Annotated in this window: 24 protein-coding genes, 1 tRNA gene and 1 CRISPR repeat array; of the genes, 10 read left to right on the forward strand and 15 right to left on the reverse strand. The window is 53.4% G+C overall.

Features of this window, described 5'->3' with window-relative positions; translation table 11 throughout:
• Positions 1-3: 3 nt before the first annotated feature.
• The 4 genes from MVC73_RS02580 to MVC73_RS02595 form a co-directional block, all read right to left on the reverse strand.
• On the reverse strand, positions 4-1,857 hold the full coding sequence (locus tag MVC73_RS02580) for an ABC transporter substrate-binding protein (protein WP_297506606.1): 1,854 nt from the start codon (positions 1,855-1,857) through the stop codon (positions 4-6).
• Positions 1,858-1,929: 72 nt separating this feature from the next.
• Positions 1,930-2,493, reverse strand: coding sequence for a CBS domain-containing protein (locus MVC73_RS02585; RefSeq protein WP_297506608.1), 564 nt, complete (start codon positions 2,491-2,493; stop codon positions 1,930-1,932).
• A gap of 253 nt (positions 2,494-2,746) precedes the next feature.
• On the reverse strand, positions 2,747-3,610 hold the full coding sequence (locus MVC73_RS02590) for a DMT family transporter (RefSeq protein ID WP_297506610.1): 864 nt from the start codon (positions 3,608-3,610) through the stop codon (positions 2,747-2,749).
• A 164-nt stretch (positions 3,611-3,774) separates the two neighbouring features.
• Positions 3,775-5,442 (reverse strand): hypothetical protein, encoded by a 1,668-nt coding sequence (locus MVC73_RS02595; protein WP_366938917.1) that lies wholly within the window; start codon positions 5,440-5,442, stop codon positions 3,775-3,777.
• A 115-nt stretch (positions 5,443-5,557) separates the two neighbouring features.
• Between MVC73_RS02595 and MVC73_RS02600 the strand changes: the two genes are divergently transcribed.
• Positions 5,558-7,021, forward strand: coding sequence for a DHH family phosphoesterase (locus tag MVC73_RS02600; protein WP_297506851.1), 1,464 nt, complete (start codon positions 5,558-5,560; stop codon positions 7,019-7,021).
• On the opposite strand, the gene MVC73_RS02605 is transcribed toward MVC73_RS02600, so the two are convergent.
• The 5 genes from MVC73_RS02605 to MVC73_RS02625 are packed head-to-tail and all read right to left on the reverse strand — an operon-like array spanning position 7,018 to position 9,612.
• Positions 7,018-7,227 (reverse strand): PRC-barrel domain-containing protein, encoded by a 210-nt coding sequence (locus MVC73_RS02605; RefSeq protein ID WP_297506853.1) that lies wholly within the window; start codon positions 7,225-7,227, stop codon positions 7,018-7,020. The genes MVC73_RS02600 and MVC73_RS02605 overlap by 4 nt on opposite strands.
• A gap of 34 nt (positions 7,228-7,261) precedes the next feature.
• On the reverse strand, positions 7,262-7,780 hold the full coding sequence (locus MVC73_RS02610; protein WP_297506612.1) for a hypothetical protein: 519 nt from the start codon (positions 7,778-7,780) through the stop codon (positions 7,262-7,264).
• The gene (locus MVC73_RS02615) at positions 7,777-8,415 is read right to left on the reverse strand and encodes a CTP-dependent riboflavin kinase (protein ID WP_297506614.1); all 639 of its coding nucleotides are present in this window, start codon (positions 8,413-8,415) and stop codon (positions 7,777-7,779) included. The genes MVC73_RS02610 and MVC73_RS02615 overlap by 4 nt, the downstream gene beginning before the upstream one ends.
• Positions 8,412-8,975, reverse strand: coding sequence for an endonuclease V (locus MVC73_RS02620; protein WP_297506615.1), 564 nt, complete (start codon positions 8,973-8,975; stop codon positions 8,412-8,414). The genes MVC73_RS02615 and MVC73_RS02620 overlap by 4 nt, the downstream gene beginning before the upstream one ends.
• 13 nt (positions 8,976-8,988) lie before the next feature.
• Positions 8,989-9,612 carry a haloacid dehalogenase gene (locus tag MVC73_RS02625; RefSeq protein WP_297506617.1) on the reverse strand — a complete coding sequence of 208 codons (624 nt, stop codon included), beginning with the start codon at positions 9,610-9,612 and terminating at the stop codon, positions 8,989-8,991.
• A 328-nt stretch (positions 9,613-9,940) separates the two neighbouring features.
• Here MVC73_RS02625 and MVC73_RS02630 point away from each other — a divergent pair, with 328 nt between their 5' ends.
• Entirely contained in the window at positions 9,941-11,158 is a 1,218-nt protein-coding gene (locus MVC73_RS02630; RefSeq protein WP_297506619.1) for a methionine adenosyltransferase, read from the forward strand.
• Positions 11,159-11,173: 15 nt separating this feature from the next.
• Here MVC73_RS02630 and MVC73_RS02635 read toward each other — a convergent pair whose 3' ends face one another.
• The gene (locus MVC73_RS02635) at positions 11,174-11,392 is read right to left on the reverse strand and encodes a hypothetical protein (protein WP_297506855.1); all 219 of its coding nucleotides are present in this window, start codon (positions 11,390-11,392) and stop codon (positions 11,174-11,176) included.
• Between the two features lie 127 nt (positions 11,393-11,519).
• Between MVC73_RS02635 and MVC73_RS02640 the strand changes: the two genes are divergently transcribed.
• Complete coding sequence (locus MVC73_RS02640) at positions 11,520-12,176, forward strand: metallophosphoesterase (RefSeq protein WP_297506857.1); 657 nt, start codon at positions 11,520-11,522, stop codon at positions 12,174-12,176.
• Here MVC73_RS02640 and MVC73_RS02645 read toward each other — a convergent pair whose 3' ends face one another.
• From MVC73_RS02645 to proS, 3 genes are all read right to left on the reverse strand, one after another.
• On the reverse strand, positions 12,177-13,346 hold the full coding sequence (locus MVC73_RS02645) for a pyridoxal phosphate-dependent aminotransferase (RefSeq protein WP_297506859.1): 1,170 nt from the start codon (positions 13,344-13,346) through the stop codon (positions 12,177-12,179).
• A 113-nt stretch (positions 13,347-13,459) separates the two neighbouring features.
• Positions 13,460-16,382: direct repeats of the CRISPR family, unit length 30 nt; unit sequence GTTTCAATTCTCCAAGAGTCTTATTGCAAC.
• 457 nt (positions 16,383-16,839) lie between these two features.
• Positions 16,840-18,447, reverse strand: coding sequence for a carbamoyltransferase (locus MVC73_RS02650; RefSeq protein WP_297506621.1), 1,608 nt, complete (start codon positions 18,445-18,447; stop codon positions 16,840-16,842).
• A 75-nt stretch (positions 18,448-18,522) separates the two neighbouring features.
• Positions 18,523-19,971, reverse strand: a complete 1,449-nt coding sequence (gene proS, locus MVC73_RS02655) for a proline--tRNA ligase (RefSeq protein WP_297506861.1) — start codon at positions 19,969-19,971, stop codon at positions 18,523-18,525.
• A gap of 100 nt (positions 19,972-20,071) precedes the next feature.
• Here proS and MVC73_RS02660 point away from each other — a divergent pair, with 100 nt between their 5' ends.
• From MVC73_RS02660 to MVC73_RS02670, 3 genes are read left to right on the forward strand one after another with little or no spacing between them, the layout of a single operon-like run.
• A complete protein-coding gene (locus MVC73_RS02660; RefSeq protein WP_297506623.1) occupies positions 20,072-21,073 on the forward strand; it encodes an NAD(P)-dependent oxidoreductase in 1,002 nt (333 codons plus the stop codon).
• Positions 21,074-21,084: 11 nt separating this feature from the next.
• Positions 21,085-22,080, forward strand: a complete 996-nt coding sequence (locus tag MVC73_RS02665; protein WP_297506625.1) for a M42 family metallopeptidase — start codon at positions 21,085-21,087, stop codon at positions 22,078-22,080.
• A 53-nt stretch (positions 22,081-22,133) separates the two neighbouring features.
• Positions 22,134-22,898: a sulfite exporter TauE/SafE family protein gene (locus MVC73_RS02670; protein WP_297506863.1), complete on the forward strand. Its 765-nt coding sequence runs from the start codon at positions 22,134-22,136 to the stop codon at positions 22,896-22,898.
• Here the strand turns inward: MVC73_RS02670 and MVC73_RS02675 are convergent.
• The gene (locus MVC73_RS02675; RefSeq protein ID WP_297506626.1) at positions 22,870-23,406 is read right to left on the reverse strand and encodes a hypothetical protein; all 537 of its coding nucleotides are present in this window, start codon (positions 23,404-23,406) and stop codon (positions 22,870-22,872) included. The two genes, MVC73_RS02670 and MVC73_RS02675, sit on opposite strands and share 29 nt — an antisense overlap.
• Before the next feature lie 70 nt (positions 23,407-23,476).
• Here MVC73_RS02675 and MVC73_RS02680 point away from each other — a divergent pair, with 70 nt between their 5' ends.
• Positions 23,477-24,208, forward strand: a complete 732-nt coding sequence (locus MVC73_RS02680; RefSeq protein WP_297506628.1) for a sulfite exporter TauE/SafE family protein — start codon at positions 23,477-23,479, stop codon at positions 24,206-24,208.
• A 10-nt stretch (positions 24,209-24,218) separates the two neighbouring features.
• Entirely contained in the window at positions 24,219-24,497 is a 279-nt protein-coding gene (locus MVC73_RS02685; RefSeq protein ID WP_297506630.1) for a hypothetical protein, read from the forward strand.
• 14 nt (positions 24,498-24,511) lie between these two features.
• On the opposite strand, the gene MVC73_RS02690 is transcribed toward MVC73_RS02685, so the two are convergent.
• A tRNA-Met gene (locus MVC73_RS02690) sits at positions 24,512-24,589 on the reverse strand.
• 91 nt (positions 24,590-24,680) lie between these two features.
• On the opposite strand from MVC73_RS02690, the gene MVC73_RS02695 reads away from it, so the two are divergent.
• Both MVC73_RS02695 and MVC73_RS02700 read left to right on the forward strand, forming a co-directional pair.
• Positions 24,681-25,841, forward strand: coding sequence for an aconitase X catalytic domain-containing protein (locus tag MVC73_RS02695; RefSeq protein WP_297506632.1), 1,161 nt, complete (start codon positions 24,681-24,683; stop codon positions 25,839-25,841).
• 9 nt (positions 25,842-25,850) lie between these two features.
• Positions 25,851-26,243 carry a DUF126 domain-containing protein gene (locus tag MVC73_RS02700; protein WP_297506634.1) on the forward strand — a complete coding sequence of 131 codons (393 nt, stop codon included), beginning with the start codon at positions 25,851-25,853 and terminating at the stop codon, positions 26,241-26,243.
• Position 26,244: the final 1 nt, after the last annotated feature.

The following is a 26,244-nucleotide window of genomic DNA, read 5'->3' on the forward strand; positions in this document are numbered from 1 at the left end:
AAATCATCCCGTTGCGTTGGCGGTTGAGTTCGTCTGGCAGGCAAGGGCCGGTGGCGTGAATTTGAAGGCCTCCGGGTGGAGGAGCTTCGCAAGTTCCTCAAGAGCTAGAACAACCCTTGGACTGGGCCTCTGGAAGACGTTGGGGTCGCTGACGGTGTACACTTTGCCCTCCTTCGAGGCCTTTATCGTTGAGAGCGGGCCCGAGCAGAAGATGTCCGGGCTGACGTAGGCCGATGCTATTACCACGACATCCGGGTTTCTGGCCACTATTTCCTCCGCGCTCACCGCCTTCCAGCCGGTCACGTCCTCGAAGGCGTTCTCTCCCCCGGCGAGCTTTATGAGGTCGTCTGCAAAGGTGTCCTTCCCTGCTATCCAGTAGCCGTTGTAGGTGCTTATCAGGTACATAACCTTGGGCCTGGTAAGGTTTGAGACCGCTCCCTGAATGGAGCCTATTCTGGCCTTCATCTCTGCCGTCACGAGTAGTGCTTGCTCCTCCCTGTTGAGAACCTTTCCGAGGAGCTCGACCTGGGTGTATACCTCATCGATGCCCTTCGGGTTGAGTATTACCACCGGTGCTATCTTTTCGAGGTTTTCGAGGAAGCCCTTCTTGTAGAGAACGGCGTTATCAGCTAAAATCAGGTCGGGCTTTAAGCTCGCTATGACCTCAAGGTTGGCGTAGGCACCGTAACCACCGACCCTGGTTATGTTCTTCACCGCCGGTGGCCAGTCGGCCCACTTGGTCACGCCAACGAGCTTATCTCCCGCTCCAAGGTAAAAGACCGTCTCGGTTATGCTCGGTGCCAGGGAAACAACCCTCTGGGGTTCAGCCTTTATTGTTACAGTTCTGTTCATCATGTCCCTTATCGTTAGCGGGTACCTGGTTTTGAAGGCCTCAGGATGCAGGAGCTTTGCCATAGCTTCAATTCCCCTCACTATGCGGGGGCTGGGGTGAATCAGGTCGTTCTCGTTTTCGATGAGGTAAACGTGGCCGGTTTTAACGGCCTTCGTGCCGGCGAAGAGCCTGTAGGCATCCTCAAGCCCGAGACCGCAGTGCGGGGTCAGAACTATAACGTCGGGGTTTCTGGCTAGGACTTCCTCCCTGCTCACCTGAGGCCAGCCCTTAGTGTCATTGAAAACGTTGACTCCTCCGGCGAGGAAGATTACATCGTTTATGAAGGTGTCCCCGCCGGCCGTTGTGAGGGGGTCGTGCCAGACGACGTAGAAGACCTTCGGCCTCTCCTTTCCGGAGGTGGCCTCGCGGAGTGCATTAACCTTAGCGTTGAACTCTTCAATGACTTCCTTGGCCTTTTCCTCCCTTCCAAAGACCTTCCCGAGAAGTTCTATCGCCCTCGGTATCTCATCAATGCCTTTCGGGTCAATGATTACCACCGGTGCTATCTTTTCGAGGTTTTCGAGGAAGCCCTCCTTGTAAAAGACCGCGCTGTCAGCTAAGATTAGGTCGGGCTTCAGGCTCGCTATGACCTCAAGGTTGGCGTAGGCACCGTAACCACCGACGGACTCTATTTTCTTTGCCTCCTCCGGCCAGTCTTCATAGCCAGTGATTCCGACGACCCTGTCGAGGAGGCCGAGGTAATAGAGGTCCTCTGTTATGCTGGGTGCCAGAGAGACGACTCTCCGGGGCTCGGTCTTTATCGTTACAGTCCTGTTGGCGAAGTCCCTGACTTCAAGGGGGTAGTGAGATCTGTAGGTTGCCTGCGACGCTGTCTGGGTCTTTGAGAGACTTTGCTCCGGGCTCTTCGTGGTGCTCGGGGTGTTTGCGGAGTTCGAGCCCATACATCCGGAGGCCACAACGGCCCCTATCAGGAGTACCAGAAGCAGGAATGCCCGGGACTTCACTTCAACCACCTGGATGTTTTGTCCAGGTGGGGTTCGGGTGGGAGTATATAAAGTTGATGGATAATTTCTCCATCAGCCCTTTGTCCTGAAGATGTCAACGCGAGTTATTATGCCAACGATTTTGCCCTCTCTGTTCTGAACGAGAACCGCGGGATGCTCTTCAAGAAGATATTTGACGACCTCAAGGTCCTCTTCCTCATTGACTATCGGGAAGGGCTCCTCCATAATTTCCATTACCTTCCTGCCGTAGATGTCCTCGTATTCGAGGCTCTTCCTGACGAGGGTTCTTTCCGTTACGGAGCCGACGACCTTGTTGCCAGAAATCACCGGTATCTGGGAGATGTTGTGGGTGTTCATCAGCTTTATTACCTTCTCCACGCTCTCGTAGGGCTTGACCGAGATTACCGGTGAGGACATCACGTCCTTTGCCCTGGGCCTCGCGCGCTTGCATTCGAGGAGGGCCTGCAGGATTCTGTTGAGGGTGGAGAGCCTCGGGTCAACCTTCCCGGCCTCAAGCTTTGCTATGTAAGCCTGGGTCACCCCAGCTTTCCTGGCTAGCTCCTCCTGGGTTATGCCGAGTTCCTTTCTAATCCTGCGTATCTCCCTGGGATCAATGGGCCGGGGAATTACGACCATAAATAACCACCAGTTATTGGTCAGTTCCGGGTATTATAAGCTTTCCTCAGAAGGGCGTCGAAGTGTGGGCCGGGCACAGAGGCCCGCGTTCATCGCTCGCGCGGGTGGATGCTCCCGGCCCTGTGGGCTCGGCGTGAGCACGCTCCGCTCACGGAACCCGATACCTCGCGGAGGCGGGTTGACCGAGCCCGTGCGAGGAGACGATTGTCCCCCCGCTGTCGGCATTCTGTTCTGAGGTCTCTTCCTTAAAAACTTAAGCCGTCGATATAAGTATTACACCAACGACCGCGAGGATAAGGCCCTCGAAGATGCGCCTGTTAGGCTTCTCCCTGAGGAGCAGAACAGCTAGAAGGGAGGCTATTATCGGGTTTATCGCCGAGACGGGTGCCGCTATGGGCGCCCCAACCAGTGCAACGGAGTAAACGAAGAGGTACTGTCCCACGACGAGACCGAGAATGGAGGCACCCGTCAGCGATAGGACTTCCTTAAACCGCATGCTGATGACCTCCCGCCCATACCTCGGAAGGAAGAGGGAGATGCCAACAGCCCCGAATATCATCCTTAACCCCGCCAGCTGGAGGTTGGGGATGTAGGCCGTGAGGTACTGCATCAGGACTATAGCCACGCTCCAAGAGATTGGTGCAAGGAACGCAAATATAAAACCCTTCCTGTCGGTGTTCTCTTCTTCCTCGGCGCGCTTGACGATGATTATGGCGAGCACAACTAGGATTGCCCCGATAACCACCTGGGGCTTGACCTGCTTTCCGAGAAAGAGCACCGCCCAGAGTATCGTCCACAGAGGGTATGTGGAGGTTATGGGGACGGTTCTTGAAACCCCCATCCTCTTGAGGGCATGGAAGTAGAAGTAGTCACCGATTACGAAGCCAAAAACCCCTGAGGTGAAGGCAAGGAGCAGCAATCGCGGGGGAAGCTTAAACGCCGACAGGTTACCGGTTACATAAAACGTCAGGAGAAATATGCTTCCAGCAATGTATAGCCTGAAGATGTTGGCCCCTACAGGCGAAAGGTTTCGTAGGCCTATCCTGACGAGTATGGTTGCGGAGGCCCAGGAAAAGGCCGATATGAGGGCCAGAGTTACACCGAGTAGAGTGTTCATGGCTGTCCACTGGTGGAGAAGCTTAAAAAATTAGCGATTTAGCGTTTCGATGAGGATATGAAAAAAACTTAAACCGCGGAGTTTTTTCTTCCTTTGATGATGATCTCGGCAGTGCTGACGCAGGGATGATGACGATCTTGAGTGCTGAAATTGAAAAAGAAGAGTCAGCGAAGGATTACGTTGAGTCTGCGGAGACTTATCGGAACGCCGTACTCCCTGGAAACCTCTCTGATGATTCTGAGCACGGTCTCCCTGATGTCCTGCTTTATTTTTTCATCTGAGACGGCCGAGTACGCCCCGAACAGTCCTCCCACGTTCTCCTTCGCGAAGCTCGCTTCCATATCCACGTAAACGGTTCCACCCTGAACCTCATGGTTGAGTTTGAGCCACTTGAACGTTGCCCTCGGAATCAGTTTGAGCTCCGCGTGAACCCTGCTTTTGAGGGTCTCTATTGCGGGTTCTATCCTGCTCTTGAGGAGGGTCTGCTCGGCCTCCCTCTTCTTGGTTTCGGTCAGGTGGCTTAGCTCTTCAATTCCAGCCTCTTTGAGGAGCTTTTCAACCTCCTTCTCAAGGAGTTCCTTCTTGGCAAGTATCTCAGCCGCTTTGGTGGATGTCACTGTCGGAGCTGTTGGTTTGATCTCTGGTTGAATCTCTATGAGCTCAACATCAATTCTATGGACGGAGATGTAACGGGCGATCGTCCGGCCGAGCTCTCTGGCATGTCTGGTTAGAATAGTCCTTATCATCTTCTCTACGGAGGGTCTGTCAAGGGAACTTTCAACCGCAACCGCTAGATTGACTTCGAACTCCCTCCTGCCCCTCACGTCAAAGTATGCCCTCGTTACCTTTATCCCCGCTTCCTCTATCTCCTGAACGACTGTTTTTGCAAAGTTGCTGAAGTAGGGCCATACATCCTCAAGGACGGAGAGCCTTATTCTGCCATCGGCCGTGACGTTACCCTCTTTTTTCTTCTCCGTTTCCACTATCTCCTGAGGTTTGACCTCCCGACCGTTTATGACCACGCTGATGTCCCTGAGGATTGGCTTGACCTCCGCTTCTCTGAGGAGAACCGGGGCGTGCTTGCTGACTATGTGGAACACCCTCTTTTCGGCTATCTCAATCTCCCTCTTGTTCCCGCTCTCGGAGGTTCCGTAGACCCTGACGTTGAGGTAAACGACGCCCTCGCCAACGTTAGCGTCGAACTCTATTTTCCATATTCTAAGGCCCTTTATCCTCTGGGACTCTTTGATTATGTTCTCGGCGTATTTCTGGAAAGCGCTCTCGGGAAGCGTTCCGCCGGTAAAGTTGACGATGACCTCCGGCTTTTTGGGGACTGGCTGGGCCGGTTGAGGGGCCGGTTTGGGTGCAGGCGCGACGGGCTTTGGTTTCACCTCGGGGGGCTTCACTTCAGGTTTTGGAGGAGCTACTTTTGAGACCTCTAGATTTTCCCCGAAGAGCTCTGAGAGCTGAACCTTTGGTGTCTCGGAATATGCTTCGAGGTTCTCGGCCACTGACATCTTGAGTTCTATCTCATCCAGGGCGTAGACATCAACGACCATCGGGTTTGAAAGAATGGATTTGAAGAGTTCAACGGCATCGGCCCCGATGAGCGTCTGCCCGCTGTCTAGGAGAAGGCATTCGGCCGCCAGAACCTTTGTCCTATCGAAGAGCACGGTTAGGTAGTACTTTCCTCTGCTGTCCTTTGCGAAGGCCTTAAGAAAAGCCCCACTGCCCTTTGAAAGGGCCTCGCTTACGAGCTTCGCCAGTTCCTCCCTTGAGGTTATGACCACATTTTCTGAGAGGGGGGCCTTGTCCGGTAGCTGCATCGCCATCACCATTAGCTATATATATCCCTGTCGAAATAGAGAAATCTGCAACTAAAGATTCCGCATATTGGTATATCAGAGCCTATATTTAAACATTGTTGTGCAAATCAAGGTGGTGCTCATGAGGGTGCTCATCCTCGGTGGCGGTATCATAGGTCGCTCAATAGCTGAGGCCCTTAAGGGGGAGTTCGATGTTACCATCGTTGAAAGGGATGAACTCAGGGCCAAATCCCTCGAAGAAGGTGGTTTTCGTGTTGTCCACGGTGACTTCTCCTACACTGCCACACTTCTCAAAGCGGGCATAGAGAACGTGGATCTTGTGATAATAACGACTGCTGACCTCAACACAATAAAAAAGACCATCTACGTTATACGGACTAACAACAAGGACGTCCCAATACTCACTGTTCTTCCGGATGGTGTTACGCTCGATGAGCTGAGAAGACAGCTTTTGGAGGAGTTCGAGTCAGATGTGAGGGTTGATTATGGAATATCCCCCAGAATGGCCCTCAGGGAGGCTATGATAAGGACTGTCGAGATGATTGGAGAACGGAAGAACGTCAACCTACTCATAAAGCACCTCAAAGCCCTCCGCGAAAAGGGGGACTCCCTCCTCATAGTGATGCACGACAATCCTGATCCAGACTCAATAGCGAGCGCCGCCGGGCTTGGCCTCATAGCCCAGACCCTCGGCTTCAAGACGAAGATAGTCTACGGCGGTGAGATAACCCACCACGAAAACAGGGCCTTTGTGAACCTTCTCGGTATCGAGCTCATGAAGGTCTCGCGGGGTTCATACGAGCTCAAGCGCTACCCATTCATAGCCCTTGTGGACTGCCAGCCAAACGGCAACATAACAATCCTTGAGAAGTCCGACTACGAGAAGATACAGGTGGTTATAGATCATCATCAAATTCTTCAGAATCTTTCGGATTACATACCGAGGGGTGCCTTCCTCGACATACGCCCTGACGTTAACTCCTCCTCCGCAATAATAGTTGAGTACCTTAGGGGGCTTAACCTCGAAGTTACCCCTCTGCTTGCAACTGCCCTTTTCTACGGCATCTACGTTGACACCAAGAAGTTCTCCAAGCTCAGCCACGTTGACCTTAAGGCCATCGAGTACCTTGCGGGTAAGGTTGATTACGAGCTACTCGATAAGATTGAACACCCGGATATAAGCACCGAAACCGCCGAGGTGCTGGCCAAGGCGATACTCCACAGAAGGATTTACAAAAACATAGTGATAAGCAACGTTGGTTTTATAACAAACAGAGACGCATTAGCGGAGGCCGCTGATTTTCTCCTCAGGCTTGAGGGAATAAATACCGTCCTTGTCTTCGGTATAGTTGACGACAGCATTGAGATATCCGCGAGAACCCGGGACGTAAGGGTGAACATAGGGGCGGTGATGAGGGAGGCCTTCGGTGAAATGGGCAGCGGCGGAGGCCATGCCCGCGCTGGGGGAGCGAGGATAAGACTTGGAATATTCACCCTTGCGAAGGACAAAAACTCCCTTCTCCGGCTTGTGGAGGAGGCGATAACGGAGAAGTTCCTTGAGGCACTAAAGGTAAAGGAGGGCTAATCCTCCTTGGCCCTCACGAGGACGATGTCGCCTATGGCAGTCACCCTGTCATAGGGTATGCCCACCTTTTCTCCGGGCAGGACGAGGGCCAGTACCTTTCCCTCTCCCCTGTCGATCTGAATTAAGACCTCGTCAACGTAGCCAACGTAGTAGCCCTTGGTGTTGTAAATCTGCTTGCCGTAGAGCTTCGAAAGGCGCATCACCATTTCAATCACCGGATTTGGTTATCGGTGGACGTATTTAAGCGTTGTCTTTCCCGATGGAGCGAAACTTCTCAAAGCCCCACCTGCCCAGCGAGGCGAAGAAGGACAGCGTTAGGGCCATCCCCGAAAAGACCACGATGGCGTGGATTCCGCCCTCAACGGCCTGTATCGGTCCGTAGAACTTCAGGATGAGAAGGGAGAGCGCGAAACCCCCCGTGTAGTCGGCCGGAACGAGTGCAACGTCCTTCAGGCTGGATGGTTTTATTAACAGCATCAAAACCGTAACGAAGGCCAAGAAGAACCTCGCATTCCCGATTCCCCACCTTCCCCAGAGGAGGCCCAGGGTAAGTGTAACGGCCAGACCGAGGAGAAACGCGAGGGATGATGCGGTAAACTTCTCCTCAACCCTACTTCCCGCGAAGGCTCCGGCTACGGCACCGAGGGGGATGGCGTAAAGGAAGAGCTCGTTCTCGAAGGAGTCGTAGGAGAAAACCACGAGAAGGAAGCCCAGAAAGGCGCCGAGGCCGGCTACTGCAACGACTCCCCTCCAGTTCATTCCCTAACGACCTCCAGTCTAACCCTGTCCCCGTCCTTAAGGCCGAGCCTCTCCCTGAGGTTTATCGGGGCTATTACCTCAGCTATCTTGGGGGGATGGACAGTCCTTGAAGGTATAACTATCGCCCCTTCAACGCCATCTATTCTGACCCTATAGGCCTTGACGTCCCCGAAGGTTCTCCCGTCTTTGACAAATCCTGGGAGTATCACCGGCCTGACGTTGCAGAGGGCGTCGAACACGGTCTTTGGGAAGAGAACCCTGACGTTTAGCGTCCCCGGGTAGGGATCAAAGCCGAGGTATTCCCTTATGAGCGGGGCGTAGAGCTTAACGTAGTAGGCCCCCTCTCCGAGACCCGAGACGACCTCCCCTATTATCACACCCCCGGATATTGCCTCGGTTATCTCCTCGCACAGCTCCTCAAGGAAGCGGGCGCCCTCGGCTGTTACCTCGACGAGCGTCCTCTTTCCCCGGCTTTCCCTCCTCAAGAGGCCTTCCTTTTCCATCTCCCTGAGGAGCCTCAGAACCGTCTGTGGGGATGTTCCAAGCTCCCCCGCGAGCTCCCTCACGGTTACCGGTGTCATCTTTCCGAGTGCGCCCCTCTTTGCAAGGCTGATAAGTAGGAGTATCTTTCTCATCTTCTCACCCTCGAAAGTCTGTCTGCGAGCCTCAGCGGTCTCGGGTAGCCCCTCACCTCCAAAGACTCGACGATTTTTACTGCTGACTCCAAGTCAACGAGATGCCCAGCGCTTACATAAGCTTTTCCCACCCTCACGTACAGCTCCCGGGAAACCCCTCGGAGGGGCCTCTTTGCGACGCCTATCGTGGGCTTTTTGAGAACCAGCCCAACATGGCTGGCTAAGCCGTATCCCCTGGGATGGGCCTTCCCGTGTCCCTCAACAAGGAGGACGTCGAACTTCTCCCTGAGGACTACCCTGAGAATTGGGCCGGTCTCGCGGATGAAGAAGAAGGTGGGAACGTAGGGGTAGCCAACTTTAACCTTTGCAGTCCTTGTCTTCAGCGGTTCGCATTCGGGGAATGAGCAGAGAACGAAGGCTGGAAAGGCCATGTCCCCTCTGTAGGAGACGTCAACTGCACCGACTCTCTTCACTTTCCCTACCGGGAGCGGTCTTTCCACAACTCTCCCGGCGAGCTTTCTCTGTATCTCGGCTATTAGTCTCAGCTTCTCCTCTGTCATCTCCAGAAGTCCCCTAGCTGAGTCTCTCCATGAGGCCCTCAAGCATTTCCTCCAGCTCGTTTCCCAGCTTAGCCCTCGTCAAGTCCTCCAGGGTTCTCTCAAGGACGTATCTTGCCTGGTCCTGCTTCTGCCGGATGTTCACGAGCCCCTTGGGGTATTCGAGGGTCATCAGGGCGTTGTAGGTTCTCTCCATCTCGCGGTATGCCCTCTCGGCCCCATCTAAATCGCTCTCAAGGAGGCGGAGGAGGAAGTGGCGCCTCAGCTCTCCGATGAAGTCCCCTATCCCGAGGGCGTAGTCGGCCTTTGGAACGCCCAGTTCATCCGGAGTCGGATACGGCCTGCCTGTGACGTAGCTCAAGAAGAGCGCCGACTCGACGTACTCCTGGTGTGCACTTTGCACGTAGCCGGTGTAGTAGAGGTCCGGGTGCTCCTTCAGCTTCTCCCTGAGTTCCTTCACCCTCTCCCCGGCGTTCCTAAACCTTTCTTCAGCTTTCTCAACTTCTCCTCTGTGGAGGGCCTTTATCGTGTCCCCGCTGAGCCTTATGATTTCCCGCGTCAGCTTGAGGGCCTCCTCCCTGAGAGAATCCTTTTCATCGAGCTCGGCTCTTATGGCCTCGACTATCTCCTCTATCTCCAAGACCTATCACCGCTTGAGGGTTGGAGGAGAACCTTAAAAGTGTGGGCCCGGCCGATCCCCGGCCTTCATAGCCTGCCACCCGGCAGTCTCAGGCAGTCCGGAGGGCGGGCCCTGTCCGCCCGGCATCGTCGCACCCGCTCATCGACGGCTCAGCCCCCTCCCGGGCCCGGGCCACCGGGCGGGACCGTCATTGAAAATTTTTTGGCGGTGCCTTTAAGGGTTTCGATGTTAATAACTCTCAGGAATGAGAGTGGGCTTTTCCTATGCCGAAAATTATATAAGATGACCGACTGAGCTGGTTCTGCTGAAAGGAAAGGTGGTGACGCTCATGGCTGAAAAGGTAAGGAACATCGTCGTTGAGGAAATGGTAAGAACCCCGGTCGAGATGCAGAAGGTCGAGCTCGTTGAAAGGAAGGGAATAGGCCACCCCGACAGCATAGCAGATGGCATCGCCGAGGCGGTAAGCAGGGCCCTCAGCAGGGAGTACATAAAGCGCTATGGAATCATCCTCCACCACAACACCGACCAGGTCGAGGTCGTTGGCGGAAGGGCCTACCCGAGGTTCGGCGGTGGGGAGGTCATAAAGCCCATCTACATCCTCCTCTCCGGAAGGGCCGTTGAGCTCGTTGACAGGGAGCTCTTCCCGGTTCACGAGGTCGCCATAAAGGCCGCGAAGGAGTACCTCAAGAAGGCCGTCAGGCACCTCGACATCGAGAACCACGTCGTCATAGACTCCCGCATAGGCCAGGGAAGCGTTGACCTCGTTGGGGTCTTTAACAAGGCCAGAGAGAACCCGATTCCGCTCGCGAACGACACGAGCTTCGGCGTCGGCTACGCACCGCTCAGCGAGACCGAGCGGATAGTCCTTGAGACGGAAAAGCTTCTCAACAGCGAGAAGTTCAAGAAGGAGTGGCCGGCAGTTGGTGAGGACATAAAGGTCATGGGCCTCAGGAAGGGCGACGAGATAGACCTCACTATCGCTGCCGCCATAGTTGACAGCGAGGTGGACAACCCCGATGACTACATGGCGGTTAAAGAGGCCATTCACGACGCAGCCTGGGAAATCGTGGAGGCACACACCGAGAGGCCGACGAAGGTTTACGTAAACACCGCCGACGACCCGAAGAACGGCATATACTACATCACAGTAACAGGAACCAGCGCGGAGGCTGGAGACGACGGTAGCGTTGGCAGAGGCAACCGCGTCAATGGGCTCATAACCCCGAACAGGCACATGAGTATGGAGGCAGCAGCCGGAAAGAACCCGGTTTCCCACGTCGGAAAGATATACAACATCCTCTCGATGCTAATAGCCAACGACATAGCCGAGCAGGTCGAGGGGGTTAAGGAGGTCTACGTCAGGATACTCAGCCAGATAGGCAAGCCCATTGACGAGCCTCTCGTTGCGAGCATCCAGATAATCCCCGAGAAGGACTACTCAATAGACGTCCTCGAAAAGCCAGCCTACGAGATAGCCGACGAGTGGCTGGCCAACATAACAAAGATACAGAAAATGATACTTGAGGACAAGATAAGCGTCTTCTGACGCTTTTTTATTCCTTCACGAGGTTGCGCTGTGGTGCTGTTTTATTATCCTTATGAGCCTCGCTTCCTCGGCCATTACTGCAAACCTCTCCTTCTTGACCTTTGAGAGCTTGTGGGCGACCTCCTTCCTCTGCTTCGCCATCCTCACAAGCCTTGCCTCCTCAAGGGTGAGGAGCTCCTTCCTCTTCTTCACGACCTCAAGGCGCCTCTTCAGTATTGACTTAACCCTCTCCATGGGCTCCACCTAACTATTAGGTGCTCCTAAACCTTATAAGGTTTACGGTGAACGCTTAAACAGATTTAGCCAATCGTCGAAGAAAGGCCCTTAAACTGGCCCTCCCTCTCAGAGTGGGGTGATGAGAATGAGGATAGTGGCCATCACGGACATCCACGGAAGGGCCGGGCCTGTTCGCAGGCTCGTCGAGAAGCTCGGGGAGCAATCCTTTGACGTTCTCCTAATCGCCGGCGATATAACGAACTTCTCTGGGGCAGAGACAGCAAGAAAAGTCCTTGAACAGCTTCTCTCCCTTGGAAAGCCCCTTCTGGCCGTCCACGGCAACTGCGACGGCAGGGACGTCCCGGCCTTCCTAGAGGGGCTCGGGGTGGGGATACACGACAGGAGGGTCGAGGTCGGTGGGGTTGGCTTCGTCGGCATCGGTGGCTCGAACGTTACGCCCTTCAGCACAGTCTGGGAGCTGAGCGAGGAGGAGATAGCGAGAATCCTTGAGAGCAACTACAGGGAGGGGGATATAATACTCTCCCACGTTCCCCCAAAAGACACGAAGGCTGACAGGGTTCACTCCGGCCTTCACGTCGGCAGTTCGGCACTCAGGGAGTTCATCGAGAGGGAAGAGCCACCGCTCGTCGTCACCGGGCACATCCACGAGGCGAGAAGCGTTGACAGGCTTGGCCCGACGGTAATCGTAAACCCCGGCCCGCTCTTCAGGAACTACTACGCGGTCATAGACTTCGACGAAAAGAAAAGGGTCGTGAGGGAGGTTGAGCTTGAGAGACTTTAATCAGACTAGTCTCTTTTCCCTCAAAACCTTCTCCATCCTGTCCATTGCCTCTTCAAGCTTTTCGTAGGCCGTGGCGTAGCTTATCCTTATGTAGCCCTCGCCAGCCTTACCGAAGGCCGAACCGGGAACAACGGCAACCCTGGCCTCGTTGAGCATCAGCTCGCTGAACTGGTGGTCTGTCAAACCTGTGTCCCTGATGCGCGGGAAGATGTAGAAGGCCCCCTTTGGCTTAACAGTTGGCAGGCCCATCTCGTTCAAGCGCTTCCAGACGAGCTTCCTCCTCCTGTCGTACTCTCTGCGCATCTCTTCCACTGCCTCCCAGCTTCTCGGGTCTCTGAGGGCTTTCGCAGCAGCGTACTGGACGAAGGTCACCGGGCAGGTGGCGTTGTACATCTGGAAGCGGGTCATCTTCTCTATGATCCATGCTGGAGCAGCGACGAAGCCGAGGCGCCAGCCCGTCATCGCGAAGGTCTTGGAGAAACCGTTTATCGTTATGGTTCTCTCAAACATCCCGTCGAGGGAGGCTATGCTGTGGTTCTTAGCGCCATCGTAGACGAAGTGCTCGTAGACCTCATCGCTGAGCACTATCAGGTCGTGCTCGACCGCGAAGTCCGCTATCTCCTCAAGGTCTTTCTTCGTGAGAACCGCTCCAGTCGGGTTGTTGGGCGTGTTTATGATGAGCGCGCGGGTCTTCCCGGTGACGTGCTTCTCCAAATCATCAACGCTCAGCCTGAAGTCGTTCTCCTCGTAGGTTGGAACCTCAACAGGCTTTCCTCCCGCTAGAACAACGGCCGGGGCGTAGCTGACGAACATCGGGGACGGGATGAGAACCTCCTCTCCGTCCTTAAGGAACGTTGCCATGCCCATAAGGAAGGCCTGGTTGGCCCCGACGAGTATCATGACCTCGCTCATCGGGTCAACTTCGATGCCGTTCTGCTCCCTCAGCTTCTCCGCCACGGCTCTCCTGAGCATGGGCAGGCCAGCGTTCGGGCCGTAGTGGGTCATCCCTTTGTCGAGGGCCTCCTTCGCGTACTCCCTTATGTGAGCGGGCGTGACGAAGTCCGGCTCGCCTATTCCGAGTGAGATGACGTTCTCCATACCCGCGGCGAGGTCGAAAAGCCTCCTTATCTCCGAAGGATTGACCAGTTCAAGTCTGTCGCTCAGCGCCATCAACACCACCGAGGGGGCTTCTCCCCAATGTTTATAACGTTACCTCACCGAAAAAATGGACTTTGAAGCGCAGAAACAGACATCAAAGCCTGAAAGAGCGGACTGGATTCTTTTAGAATCTTGTTGCAGGGTCTTATTGCAACTTTACTACAAGGTCAGCAAGAGGAAGAACAGCAAGTAGTTTCAATTCTCCAAGAGTCTTATTGCAACAGGGTAGTAGCTTTAAACTCCCAAAAAACCTTGACGAAGTTTCAATTCTCCAAGAGTCTTATTGCAACATAGCCGTCCCAGATTGCCCAGATGAAGTCATATATTGTTTCAATTCTCCAAGAGTCTTATTGCAACCATGTCCCTCTGTGCTTGCTCCCTGAGGGTCTTGGCGTCGTTTCAATTCTCCAAGAGTCTTATTGCAACGTCAATGAGCATAAAGGATTACAATGAAGCCATAAAAGTTTCAATTCTCCAAGAGTCTTATTGCAACTCGCCACCCTTCTCGACCAGGCGAGGGTACAAGTGTTGTTTCAATTCTCCAAGAGTCTTATTGCAACAAATGGCCTTCCTGAGCCGTATCGCTGACTGGGCAGGTTTCAATTCTCCAAGAGTCTTATTGCAACACGTTGCTGTCAATTGCACCCATGTCCGTCTCCTCAATCTTCGTTTCAATTCTCCAAGAGTCTTATTGCAACGTCTATAAGACGGAGAAGGAGCTTCAGAATGACTTGAGTTTCAATTCTCCAAGAGTCTTATTGCAACGCTTTCTCACGAAAAGCTCACAAGCGAATACATCACGGTTTCAATTCTCCAAGAGTCTTATTGCAACGACAAGCTATGTAGAGCGTTTCATTTCTTCACTTATTCGTTTCAATTCTCCAAGAGTCTTATTGCAACAGTTTCGTTAGCAAACAGCTGAACCGTGCCGTTCTCGTTTCAATTCTCCAAGAGTCTTATTGCAACCAGCATACCATACATTATATTCTGAGGGGGATTGAGATAGTTTCAATTCTCCAAGAGTCTTATTGCAACATACGCTACCGGACAGAGTGGGGCGAGGATGGGATGGGTTTCAATTCTCCAAGAGTCTTATTGCAACTCGTAAAGAGATACAACGAAATGGTCGCAGACAGCAACGGTTTCAATTCTCCAAGAGTCTTATTGCAACTTTCAGCGTTTATTTCAACAGCTCAGATGCTGAGCAGCGTTTCAATTCTCCAAGAGTCTTATTGCAACGCTGTACTGCCTAAGTTCAAGGTAACTTTCTCGATTAGTTTCAATTCTCCAAGAGTCTTATTGCAACGGCTGGAGTTGTGAACAGCTTTGCAAGCTCTGCAAGTTTCAATTCTCCAAGAGTCTTATTGCAACCTAACGCCCGAGACGATAACCCGTCGTAGGGAGCTCAGTTTCAATTCTCCAAGAGTCTTATTGCAACACCGCAAGCCTTCCAGGGCGCTATGGCGGAAGCCTCACGTTTCAATTCTCCAAGAGTCTTATTGCAACGCCCCTCACCCTCTATTTCCCCTATTCGGGTAGGCCTTGTTTCAATTCTCCAAGAGTCTTATTGCAACTCCTGTTAAGCGTGTTCCTCATAGTAGATGCAGTCTAGTTTCAATTCTCCAAGAGTCTTATTGCAACCCGATTAGAACGTCCCTTATGAAGCCCTCATAAGCGTAGTTTCAATTCTCCAAGAGTCTTATTGCAACTTGCCAATGGCTTCACCCGCCACATCTATGAGTTCAGTTTCAATTCTCCAAGAGTCTTATTGCAACGACGCTTATGATGTCGAGCCAACGTATAGGGGTTATGTTTCAATTCTCCAAGAGTCTTATTGCAACAGGAGGTAGCAAGCTCTACCTTCTCTGCGACAGGTGGCGTTTCAATTCTCCAAGAGTCTTATTGCAACTAACCAAGGCTTCTTAATTTTCTGTTCTTCATTTTCGAGTTTCAATTCTCCAAGAGTCTTATTGCAACGGGCATGGAATGTTGGTAGGGCCGCCGGGAAAGTTGCGTTTCAATTCTCCAAGAGTCTTATTGCAACCGCAATGAGTGAGGAAAGCGAGGAAATCCTCTCGCCTGTTTCAATTCTCCAAGAGTCTTATTGCAACTCGTCTCAGCGAGCTTCTTCCCCGAGAAGTCCCGCCAGTTTCAATTCTCCAAGAGTCTTATTGCAACACACGTTCGCGGAGGTGGAGTGATTGGAAGAAACAAGTTTCAATTCTCCAAGAGTCTTATTGCAACACGAGGACGTGGCCCGTGAGGTCTTCGGGCTAAGCAAGTTTCAATTCTCCAAGAGTCTTATTGCAACCGAGGAGTTGAAGGAGGTAATTATCATCAAGCCCACAAGTTTCAATTCTCCAAGAGTCTTATTGCAACAAGGCGGGCGGTGGATTGGCGGGCAAAAAAAGGGAGGGTTTCAATTCTCCAAGAGTCTTATTGCAACGCTCCTGCCTCAGTAATCTCTATGAAGTCCCTGATGAGTTTCAATTCTCCAAGAGTCTTATTGCAACGTGGGAGCGTGGAGCGCCAGCCGCCCATGAAGATATCAGTTTCAATTCTCCAAGAGTCTTATTGCAACAAACTGCGGAGGGGAGAAGGTATGAAAGTCCTCGTAGGTTTCAATTCTCCAAGAGTCTTATTGCAACTCAGAACGACGAGCCGGTTCAGTGGATAATCATCACGGTTTCAATTCTCCAAGAGTCTTATTGCAACTGTCCTCACGAACAGAGATCAATTTCCAACCACCTTTGTTTCAATTCTCCAAGAGTCTTATTGCAACGTGTTTTATTGGCTCGTGGGTGCGGTCATGGCCGGTTTCAATTCTCCAAGAGTCTTATTGCAACGAACATGACGGGAATGGGTGAAACCTTGAAGGAGCGTCGTTTCAATTCTCCAAGAGTCTTATTGCAACCAGAATTGAAAAGGAGGGGATGAAGATGAAGGAAATTCGTTTCAATTCTCCAAGAGTCTTATTGCAACCGATAACGGCCTCTGGGTCTGCTACCCCCCTGAACTGTTTCAATTCTCCAAGAGTCTTATTGCAACAGGGCGGTTTTTTCGAGTATTCGCCCAACAAAAGAATGAGAGGGCTTGAATCTTATAAGCCTTTCTCCGGAGGTTACTTCAAAAAGCCCTCAAAAGCCCCCAATTCGCGGGCCATAGGCATCTTTTTCACAGGAAGCTCCCGTTTTATCACCCAATACACTGGCATGGATAAGGATGGGCATGAGACTTCCGGGGCAAGCTATGGGATGCAAATATGGATTTGGCTATTTAAACTCGTTTTTAAGCCAAAAAGTCCAATTTGAATAGGGGTCCGGCCTTGAGAAAGGCTGAGAGGCCATTCTTCAAAATCCTGAAAAAATTTCGTTACGATTTTTGCCATCAATATATCATCCTGTTAAACAGTTACGGGAGGTTACTAAAGACTTCCAGAACTCTGATATGGGCTTATTTTCTGAAAAGGGAAATAAGAAAGTCCGAAATCCCGTAACAGGGGCTCTCAGCGAGATACGACGTAGTTGCCGAAGAGCAGGACGTCAAGCCCAGCTTTCCTGAAGGTTCTCAGCGCGTCCTCAGGGGAGCAGACTATCGGCTCGCCGTGCATGTTAAAGCTGGTGTTCAGAACAGCTCCAAGTCCTGTCTTTTTATGGAATTCTTTAATTACAGAATAGTATGATTCGTTAACCTCTTTCCTAACTGCCTGAGGCCTCGTCGTTCCATCGACGTGAACCACCGCAGGGGCGAGCTCCCTGAACTCCTCGTCTGCCTTATAGCTCATCGTCATGAACTCGTTGGGCGTCCCGTTTAAGTCCGCAAGGTATTCATCGGCCTTCTCCCAGAGGAGTGAGGGTGCGAAGGGCTGGAAGACGTCCCTCTTCAGGGCAACGTTAAGCCTTTTCTTAACGCTCTCATCTCTCGGGTCGGCTAAAATCGAGCGGTTTCCTAAGGCTCTCGGCCCGAACTCCATCCCCCCCTGGAAGAGGCCAACCAGCTTTCCCTCAACGAGGACATCGGCGACGAAGGACGAAACGTCAACCTCCTCGTACTCAAGGCCCTCCTTTCTCAGAAAGTCCTCCACGTAATCCTGCCCGTATTCTGGCCCAAGGTAGACGTGCTCAAGCTTGAAGGGCCCCCACCTACCGTCGAGCCTCTCCATCTGGGCCTTAACGAAGATTCCGGCCCCGAAGGCTAACCCGCCGTCGTCCATGGCCGGAAATACCCAGAGGTTGTCGTCCCCGAAAACGTGCCTTAAGATTGCGTTTGCCTTGACGTTCTGAGCCACTCCACCAGCGTAGGCCAGTCTCGGACCCTTCTCCCTAAGTTTCAGGCCCAGCTCTTCAACCAGCTTCTCAAGGTGGGCCTGCGCACTGGAGGCTATCTCTATCGCCTTCCTCTGGAGCTTTCCGTCGAGTTCGCCCTTCTTCAGCCTAAGTGCGATTTCCTTCGAGTGCCTCAGCGGAAACCTGAAGAACTCCGCCAGCTTTTTCGTCGCCTCAACTCCTATGACCCCGAGGTGGTTCTCAAAGCTCAGCCCGTTCAGCTCGATTACCGAGCTCAAATCATAGGCTGGTTTTCCGTAGGCGGCCAAGCTCATGACCTTGCCCTCGTGCCTCATCGGTCTGAATCCTAAAAGCTCGGTAACGGAGGCGTAGAAGTCGCCGAGGGAGTCAACGTAGGTGCTCTGGGCTATCCTTATCATCTCCCCGTCTCTGGCCACGTAGATGGAGGAGCTCAGGCCGTCGCCGGCGGCGTCAATGCTCACAGCGAGGGCATCCCTCCAGCCACTCGTATAGTAGGCAGAGGCGGAGTGAGCTAAATGGTGCTCCACGAAGAGAACCTTCCTCTTAAACTCCGGCCCGAAGAGGCTCTTAAGGTTGGCCTCAAGCTCCCTCAGGCGGGAGAGCTTCCTGAAAATCCCGGCAACGGCTATGACTTCAACGTCTTCCGGCTTCACTTTGGCCATCTCAAGAACTTTCCTTACGCTGAGCTCTGGAAAACCACGGTACTTCTTGATTCTGTTTAGGCGCTCCTCGTTAACTGCAAAAATATTCTCTTCGCTTATGAGAACGGCTCCTGCATCATGGCCGTCGTGGATTCCGAGTATCATGGGAGGGCCTCCCGGGCTGTAGTTTACCCGTAAGTAATTTACTCTGGAGTAAATTACCCAAAAGGGAAAGAGAAATCAGTAAGTCCTCGCGAACCTCGCTATGAACTTCGCCTCCCTTCCACAAACGGGGCACTTCTTCCCTTCCGGTGCCTTGGCGGTCTCAAGCGGGTAGGGAACACCGAGCATCTTGGCGTCGAGCTCTTCCTCCATCTTCAGACCACATTCTTCCTCTCCACACCAGGGAATCTCCACTACCCCACGCCTGTCCTCGAAGACCTCTTTTGCCTCCTCTATCGTATCAACGCGCTTGATGTGCCTTTCGAGGAACTCCTTCGCCCTGTTATAGAGGTTTTCCATTATCTCGTCGAAGGTTTTCCTGACTGCCTCGACGAGCTCATCCCTCTCAACGACCTCCTTTGTGAGGGTATCGCGCCTCGCTATGACGGCCTTTCCGCCCTCAACGTCCCTCGGGCCGACCTCTATTCTCACCGGAACTCCCTTCAGCTCCCAGTCGTAGTACTTCCTGCCCGGTCTTATGTCCCTCTCGTCGACGTGGACGCGGATTCCGGCGTTTCTGAGTTCTTCCGCTATCTCCCTCGCGTAGGCGAAGACGTCGACTTTTGCATCCTTCTTCGGGATGGGGACGATTACCACCTGTATCGGTGCTATCGTCGGGGGCAGGACGAGACCGTTGTCATCGCCGTGTATGGCTATGACCGCCGCCAAAAGCCTCTCGCTCATTCCGAAGGTCGTCTGGTGGACGTATTCATGGTCTCCCGTCTCTGTCTCGTACTGGATGTTGTAGGCTTTGGCAAAGTTCTGGCGGTAGTTGTGCATCGTCCCTATCTGGAGCGTCCTTCCGTCGGGCATCATGACCTCTGCTCCGAGAGAGTAGTAAGCCCCCGGGAACTTGTCCCACTCGGGTCTCTTTGAGACTATGTAGGGCAGGGCTAGGAACTTTGCGAGCCTGTCGAATATCTCAAGGTCTTCCCTTATCTGCCTCTCAGCGTCCTCATAGCTGTCGTGGGCAGTGTGGGCCTCGAAAAACCTGCTTATCTCCCTGACGCGGATGAGCGGTCTCGTGTGCTTGGTCTCGTACCTGTAAACGTTGACTATCTGGTATATCTTGAAGGGCAAATCCGCGTGCGACCGTATCCAGAGGGAGAACATGGAGTACATAGCGGTCTCGCTCGTCGGCCTGAGGATGAGCCTTATATCGAGCGGGTCTAAACCGGCATGGGTAACCCAGTAAACCTCGTCCTCGAAGCCCTTTATGTGCTCGGCCTCCTTCTGGAACTCGGTTTCTGGGATTAAAGCCGGGAAGAGAACCTCGTCGTGGCCGGTTCTCTCCATCTCCTCGTGGATGAACTTCTCTATGTTTCGCATGATTTTAAGGCCGTAGGGGAGCCATATGTTCATTCCCTTAACCGGGTAGCGCTTATCTTGTATCCCGGCCGTCTCTATAATCTCGTTGTACCACTCGCTGAACTCCTTGCTCCACCGTTCTCTCTTAACCCTGCCCATTGACACCACCTAAAGGGAAACCCCCGAGGTGCTTTTTAAGTTTTCCCGGTTTCCAAAAAACTTATTAGCTCCGTTTCGATATTCATCTTAAGGTGATAACATGAGGCCGAAGGTGGCTGTTCTATTCAAGATGAAGAGCAAACCCCTTGAGGAACTCAAGAAGTACGCTGACGTCGAGTTCATTCTGTACCCGAGCGTTGAAGAGCTCAAGGAGAGGATTGGTGAATTTGATGGCGTGATAGTTTCTCCCTTAAACCCCTTTCCAAAGGAGGTCATCGAGAGGGCGAAAAAGCTAAAGGTGATAAGCTGTCACTCAGCTGGCTACGACCACGTTGACGTTGAAGAGGCCACGAGGCGCGGGATTTACGTTACCAAGGTCTCCGGCTGGCTCAGCGAGGCCGTTGCCGAGTTCGCCGTTGGCTTAACTATAGCGCTCCTCAGGAAGATAGCCTACACGGACAGGTTCATCCGTTCGGGAAAGTGGGACTCACACAAGACCGTGTGGGGCGGGTTTAAAGAAATTGAGACTGTCTACGGCAAGAAAGTTGGTATCCTCGGCATGGGGGCAATAGGGAAGGCAATAGCGAGGAGAATGAAGACGATGGGGACGGAGATACTCTACTGGTCGCGCTCACGGAAAGAGGATATCGAGAGGGAAGTTGGTGCAGTTTACAAACCGTTGGAGGACGTCCTGAGGGAGAGTGATATAGTTATTTTAGCGCTTCCCGCAACGCCCGAGACCTACCACATAATCAACGAGGAGAGGATAAAGCTCCTTGAGGGCAAGTACCTGGTGAACATAGGGCGCGGAACGCTGGTTGATGAGAAAGCGGTCGTTAAGGCCCTTGAAGAGGGCAAGCTTAAGGGCTACGCCACCGATGTCTTCGAGAAGGAGCCAGTTCAGGAGCACGAGCTCTTTAAATACGAATGGGAAACGGTCTTAACGCCTCACTACGCCGGTCTTTCGAGGGAAGCAATGGAGGACATGGGATTCCAGGCAGTGAAGAACCTCCTCGCGGTTCTGCGTGGTGAAGTTCCAAAAGACCTCGTGAACCGCGAGGTTCTCAAAATCCGCCCGCCGGAAGAGGTTAAGATGCTGTGAGGTGCGTTGAGATGCTTATCGGAGAACTCAGGGAGATGACCTCCGTCCCCGGAATTTCCGGCTACGAGGAGAAGGTCAGGGAAAAGATAGCCGAGTGGGTGGAACCCTACGCGGATTACACAATTGACGCCATCGGAAACCTCCTCGTCGAGCTCGGCGAGGGCGAACTTAAGGGAATCTTCATGGCCCACATGGATGAGATCGGGCTTTTGATTACCGGAATCCGGCAGGATGGGAAGCTGACCTTCAGGAAAATCGGAGGAATAGACGACAGGCTTCTGTACGGGAGGCATTTAGACGTTGTCACCGAGAACGGGAAGCTCGACGGTGTTATCGGCGTCCTGCCCGTTCACCTTAACCTTGAGCGGAAGTTCGACACGGTTCCGTGGAGCAAGCTTGTCATTGATATAGGCGCGGAGAGCAGGGAAGAGGCGGAAAAGCTCGGCGTTAAGGTTCTCGACTACGCGGTCTTCAAGAAGCACTTCGCGGTTCTGAACGGCCGTTACGTCTCGACCCGCTCGCTGGATGACCGCTTTGGCGTTGTGGCGCTCGTTGAGGCAATCAAAGATCTCGTCGACCACGACCTCGATGGGAGGTGGATGTTTGCCTTCACCGTTCAGGAGGAGATAGGCCTCAAGGGCGCGCGCTTTTTGGCGGAGAGGTACTCGCCCAAGTACGCGTTCGCAATAGACTCCTTCGCCTGCTGTGGAGATTTGACCGGCGACGTTAAGCTTGGCGGGGGAGCGGTCATAAGGGCCGTCGACAGCTCCGCCATCTACACCAGAGCTCTCGCAAGGAAGGTCGCTGAAATCGCTCAAAGGAACGAAATCCCTCTTCAGGTTGGCGTTACAGGCGGTGGAACCGACGCATCGGTCTTCCAGCACAAGAGCGAGGTTCTCGCTTTGAGCGTGCCCATTAAATACCTCCACAGCGAGGTCGAGATGCTTCATCTCGGCGACCTTAAGACGCTGATAAAGCTCATCGAGGCTATCGCCTTTGAGCTTTAGCCTCTCGGTTCATTCAATTTGGGGAAAGCGGAGGTGGTCGTTTGCTCAAATACCTGCTCAAATACGCCGGCTACTTTGCGATTGGGGTCTTCATAGGGCTCCTCGCTGCAATGTTCGGGCTCGGAGGGGGTTTTCTTATAGTGCCTACCCTCAACTTCCTCGGAGTTGAGATACATCATGCCGTTGGAACTTCGAGTGCAGCTGTGGTTTTCACGTCGCTAAGCTCGGCCATAGCGTATCACAGGCAGCGCAGAATCCACTACAAAGCCGGTCTTCTGTTGGCCTCAACGGCCGTTCCGGGTGCATACATAGGAGCATGGTCAACGAGCTACATAAGCTCCGCCCAGCTCAAGGTCATCTTCGGTGTTGTGCTCTTCCTCGTCTCGATAAAGATTTACAGGAAGAAAAGCGCCGAGCCGCACGAGGTCAGGCTTGAAGATGTGAAGCTCGACTACAGGCTCATCCCGGTTGGCGGCTTCATAGCCGGAATCGCCAGCGGTCTGCTCGGCATAGGCGGTGGTGCCATAAACGTGCCCTTCCTTACAGCCATCGGTTTTCCGATACACTACGCGGTGGCAACTTCAAGCTTTGCCATCGTTTTCACGGCAACGAGCGGGGCTTTGAAGCACTACATGATGGGCAACGTCGAAGTTGAGTGGCTTCTCCTCCTCGTTCCCGGGTTGATAATCGGCGCCCAGCTCGGTGCTAAGATAGCGAAGAGGACTAAGGCTTCTTCCCTCGGCAAGGCCTTCGCCATAGTTCTGGCCTTTTTAGCTGTGAGAATGGTTCTCAAGGGGCTGGGCTACCCGGTTCCGTAGCCCCTTTTCTTCTGATTTTGATGTATATACCTAGGAGTATCGCCGAAACCGCCAGCGAGATAAGCCACGCAACGATAAGGGGCTTGTCGTAGGGGTAGTAGAGCCCGCCCAGTCCATCCACGAGGAAAGAGGGTATCATTATGGGGAGCAACATCAAGGCCAGCAAAAGCCCGATAAAGCCCCCTGCAATGAAAACCAGAATGTTTGGACTTCCATAGCCCATCTGACCCCTGATTGGGCCTTCCGCCCAGTAGCCGAGGAGAATTGTGAGTGTTGTTACAATCCCCGCGCCAAGGGGATGAAGGGGACTCAGCTTTCCTCTTCTCCACTCGATTAGCCCGTAGGCGGTTGCGATGATAAGAAATGCTCCAGCACAGGACATCCAGGCGGAGAGGTCTTTGTAAAAACCGTAGGGAGCGTCCCAGTTGGCGAAGGCTATTGCCCCCGGCTGGGTGAGGGTGAACGCCAGACTGACGAGGAACCAGTAGAGGATGACCTTTGGTCTCATATTTTCAGTTTTCACAAACACTAAAAAAGGCTTTCGTCAGTTTTTTAAGAGGCCCTTCCAATCTTTTCCCATGCTCTCCTACCTCCTCGACTTCCTCATCGGGCTCGTCATCGGGCTCATTGCAGGGCTTTTCGGCATAGGCGGTGGTTTTTTAATAGTCCCGACCCTGACGATGCTCGGTGAGCCAATTCATCTCGCCATAGGAACCAGCCTTGCCTGCATAGCAATAAGTGCTTTCGCCTCGGCCTACACCCACCTCCGGAAGGGGACGGTTCTATTTCGGGTGGTTCTCATAAAGGAGGCATTTTCCATACCAACCGCCGTGCTGGGCGCTTACCTTTCGACGTTTTTTCCTGACAGGCTACTTAAGGTGATTTTCGCCCTTCTGCTAATCTATCTCGCCTACGTCATGGCGAAGGAAAAGAGGGAGTGCGTCCCCGAGGTGGGGGAGGTGAACTACCGGCGTGTTCCCGTCGTGGGGGTTCTGGCGGGCCTGACTTCTGGCCTTCTCGGTATAAGCGGTGGCGTCCTCAACGTCCCCCTGTTCCACACCTACATAGGTCTTCCGATGAGATACGCCGTAGGCACGTCGAGCCTCTCGCTCTTCTTTACGGCCCTTGCAGGGGCACTCGCCCACTACAGGCTCGGGCAGGTTGACGTTTATTCGGCGATCATCCTCGCACCTGGCCTCATCGTCGGAGCGAGAGCTGGTGCGATGGCCGTTCACAGGCTCAATCCGGTAATTTTGAGGAAGGCCTTTGCCGTTATACTCGTCCTCGTTGCCCTGAAAATGATGCTGTGAGGTGTTTCCAATGGAGGAACTGCTGGAAAAGGTTAGGGAAAAGTTCGGGATTGAAGTTGCCGAGAACGACATGGGCTCCGCTTGGAAGCTCGTGGAGCGCCTTGAGGAAAAGGGCTGGGTCGTCTACATCATAACAGGAAGGGGGAGGAAGCAGGTCGACGCGTGGCACGAGAACTTCGGGACGCTCTTTGCCCAGTTTGGAGAAAATCCAAACTTCAGAAGCGTCTTTGAGGGCATATTAACGGTCGCACTCCTCGCGAAGGAACTCGAAGAGAAGGGCGTGTTATAAGGCTCAAAAACAGCTGGTAGCGGGGGGAGGATTTGAACCTCCGACCTCCGGGTTATGAGCCCGGCGGGCACTCCTAGCTGCCCCACCCCGCTGCTCAACCCGTTTTTTAGTGTCCGGGGGAGGTTTATAAATCTTTCGGGGTGGCCTTTATATTCTCCCGGACGAACTTGGGATGGTGGTTGTATGTACCTGACGAAGGAAGAGGAGCTGGTTCTGGCCGGGGAGTACGGCTACGCTCTCCAGAAGGCGATGGAGATACTCGTCGCCCTCGGGGATATCTACGGCGCCGACAGGCTCATCCCGATAAAGAGCGCCCAAGTAGCGGGAGTCTCTTACAAGAACATAGGCGAGGCCGGAATCGAGTTCCTGCGCGACTTTGTGAACGCCGGGGCGAAGGTCTCTGTTTACACCACCCTGAACCCGGCTGGAATAGGCGACGACGAGTTCATGGAGAAGCAGGCCGAGGTTCTCAATCTCTACCGCGAGATGGGGATAGAAGTCACATCAACCTGCACCCCCTACTACGGCGCGAACCTGCCAAAGTTCGGCGACCACATAGCATGGAGCGAGAGTTCAGCGGTTATTTTCGCGAACTCCGTAATTGGTGCTAGAACGAACAGGGAGGGCGGACCATCGAGCCTCGCCTCCGCCATAGTTGGAAAAACTCCAAACTACGGACTGCATCTTGAGGAGAACAGAAAGGCGACTGTAATCGTCGATGTCCAAGCGAAGGTGAAAACCTTCGTCGACTACGCGACTCTGGGCTACCACCTCGGCAGGGCCCTTGGGAACGACGTTCCCTACTTCAGGGGCATAAGGCCCGAAAAAACCGAGTTCCTGAAAGAGATGGGCGCGTCGATGGCAGCTAGCGGTTCTATAGCGCTCTACCACGTCGAGGGCGAGACACCGGAGTATAAGGGGGCAATAGTAGATAAACTCGAAACGATAACAGTTGAAGATGGCGACATCAAAGCCGTTAGGGAGCAGTTCAGCGACGACTGGAGCGAGATAGATATGATACTCATCGGCTGTCCGCACGCTTCCATCATAGAGGTGAAGGAAATAGCGGAACTTCTGGCGATGCGCGGAAGGCCCCTGAAGATACCGCTCTTCATAACGGCTAGCAGAGCTGTGAAAGCACTGGCTGACAGCTTGGGCTATACCGATGTGATAGAGCGCTACAACGGGAGGATTATAGCCGATTCCTGCTTCGTTGTTTCGCCGATAAAGGGCTGGTATAATGGCATAGCGACCAACAGCGGGAAGTCAGCTTTCTACTTCCGCTCCTTCGGGTTTAACGTCAGACTTGACGACGCCGAGAACCTCATAAAGGAGGCCCCGTGAGGTGGGAGAATGAAGCTTAAGGGAAGGAAAATCGTTGGTGGAAAGGTGGAGGGAGAGCTCATAGTTTCTCAAAAGCCCCTCTCCTTTTTGGGTGGGGTTGACCCCGAGACCGGAGTCGTCACCGACGCTGAGAGCGACATACGCGGGGAGAGCATAGCCGGGAAGATACTCGCCTTCCCGCGTGGAAAGGGCTCGACAGTCGGTTCCTACGTCATCTACGCCCTCAAGAAGAACGGAAAGGCACCAAAGGCCATTATAGTCGGCGAGGCAGAGACTATAGTCGCGACCGGAGCAATAATAGCGGGCATTCCGATGGTGGACGGCATAGACGTCTCGAAGCTGAAGAGCGGGGTTAAGGTTAAGGTCGACGCTGACAGGGGTGAGGTTGAGGTCGAAGAATAAG

Origin of the sequence: Thermococcus sp., from assembly GCF_027052235.1 — an archaeon.
Classification (GTDB): Archaea; Methanobacteriota_B; Thermococci; order Thermococcales; family Thermococcaceae; genus Thermococcus.

Excerpts from the sequence above, each read along its gene's own strand:
- MVC73_RS02660 (WP_297506623.1), top strand. The coding sequence starts at position 20,072 with ATGAGGCCGAAGGTGGCTGTTCTATTCAAGATGAAGAGCAAACCCCTT.
- MVC73_RS02590 (WP_297506610.1), bottom strand. The coding sequence starts at position 3,610 with ATGAACACTCTACTCGGTGTAACTCTGGCCCTCATATCGGCCTTTTCC.
- MVC73_RS02645 (WP_297506859.1), bottom strand. The coding sequence starts at position 13,346 with ATGGCGCTGAGCGACAGACTTGAACTGGTCAATCCTTCGGAGATAAGG.
- MVC73_RS02675 (WP_297506626.1), bottom strand. The coding sequence starts at position 23,406 with ATGAGACCAAAGGTCATCCTCTACTGGTTCCTCGTCAGTCTGGCGTTC.
- proS (WP_297506861.1), bottom strand. The coding sequence starts at position 19,971 with ATGGGCAGGGTTAAGAGAGAACGGTGGAGCAAGGAGTTCAGCGAGTGG.
- MVC73_RS02650 (WP_297506621.1), bottom strand. The coding sequence starts at position 18,447 with ATGATACTCGGAATCCACGACGGCCATGATGCAGGAGCCGTTCTCATA.
- MVC73_RS02640 (WP_297506857.1), top strand. The coding sequence starts at position 11,520 with ATGAGGATAGTGGCCATCACGGACATCCACGGAAGGGCCGGGCCTGTT.
- MVC73_RS02635 (WP_297506855.1), bottom strand. The coding sequence starts at position 11,392 with ATGGAGAGGGTTAAGTCAATACTGAAGAGGCGCCTTGAGGTCGTGAAG.
- MVC73_RS02630 (WP_297506619.1), top strand. The coding sequence starts at position 9,941 with ATGGCTGAAAAGGTAAGGAACATCGTCGTTGAGGAAATGGTAAGAACC.
- MVC73_RS02605 (WP_297506853.1), bottom strand. The coding sequence starts at position 7,227 with ATGGTGATGCGCCTTTCGAAGCTCTACGGCAAGCAGATTTACAACACC.
- MVC73_RS02600 (WP_297506851.1), top strand. The coding sequence starts at position 5,558 with ATGAGGGTGCTCATCCTCGGTGGCGGTATCATAGGTCGCTCAATAGCT.
- MVC73_RS02610 (WP_297506612.1), bottom strand. The coding sequence starts at position 7,780 with ATGAACTGGAGGGGAGTCGTTGCAGTAGCCGGCCTCGGCGCCTTTCTG.
- MVC73_RS02685 (WP_297506630.1), top strand. The coding sequence starts at position 24,219 with ATGGAGGAACTGCTGGAAAAGGTTAGGGAAAAGTTCGGGATTGAAGTT.
- MVC73_RS02680 (WP_297506628.1), top strand. The coding sequence starts at position 23,477 with ATGCTCTCCTACCTCCTCGACTTCCTCATCGGGCTCGTCATCGGGCTC.
- MVC73_RS02595 (WP_366938917.1), bottom strand. The coding sequence starts at position 5,442 with ATGGCGATGCAGCTACCGGACAAGGCCCCCCTCTCAGAAAATGTGGTC.
- MVC73_RS02700 (WP_297506634.1), top strand. The coding sequence starts at position 25,851 with ATGAAGCTTAAGGGAAGGAAAATCGTTGGTGGAAAGGTGGAGGGAGAG.
- MVC73_RS02620 (WP_297506615.1), bottom strand. The coding sequence starts at position 8,975 with ATGACAGAGGAGAAGCTGAGACTAATAGCCGAGATACAGAGAAAGCTC.
- MVC73_RS02695 (WP_297506632.1), top strand. The coding sequence starts at position 24,681 with ATGTACCTGACGAAGGAAGAGGAGCTGGTTCTGGCCGGGGAGTACGGC.
- MVC73_RS02665 (WP_297506625.1), top strand. The coding sequence starts at position 21,085 with ATGCTTATCGGAGAACTCAGGGAGATGACCTCCGTCCCCGGAATTTCC.
- MVC73_RS02615 (WP_297506614.1), bottom strand. The coding sequence starts at position 8,415 with ATGAGAAAGATACTCCTACTTATCAGCCTTGCAAAGAGGGGCGCACTC.
- MVC73_RS02585 (WP_297506608.1), bottom strand. The coding sequence starts at position 2,493 with ATGGTCGTAATTCCCCGGCCCATTGATCCCAGGGAGATACGCAGGATT.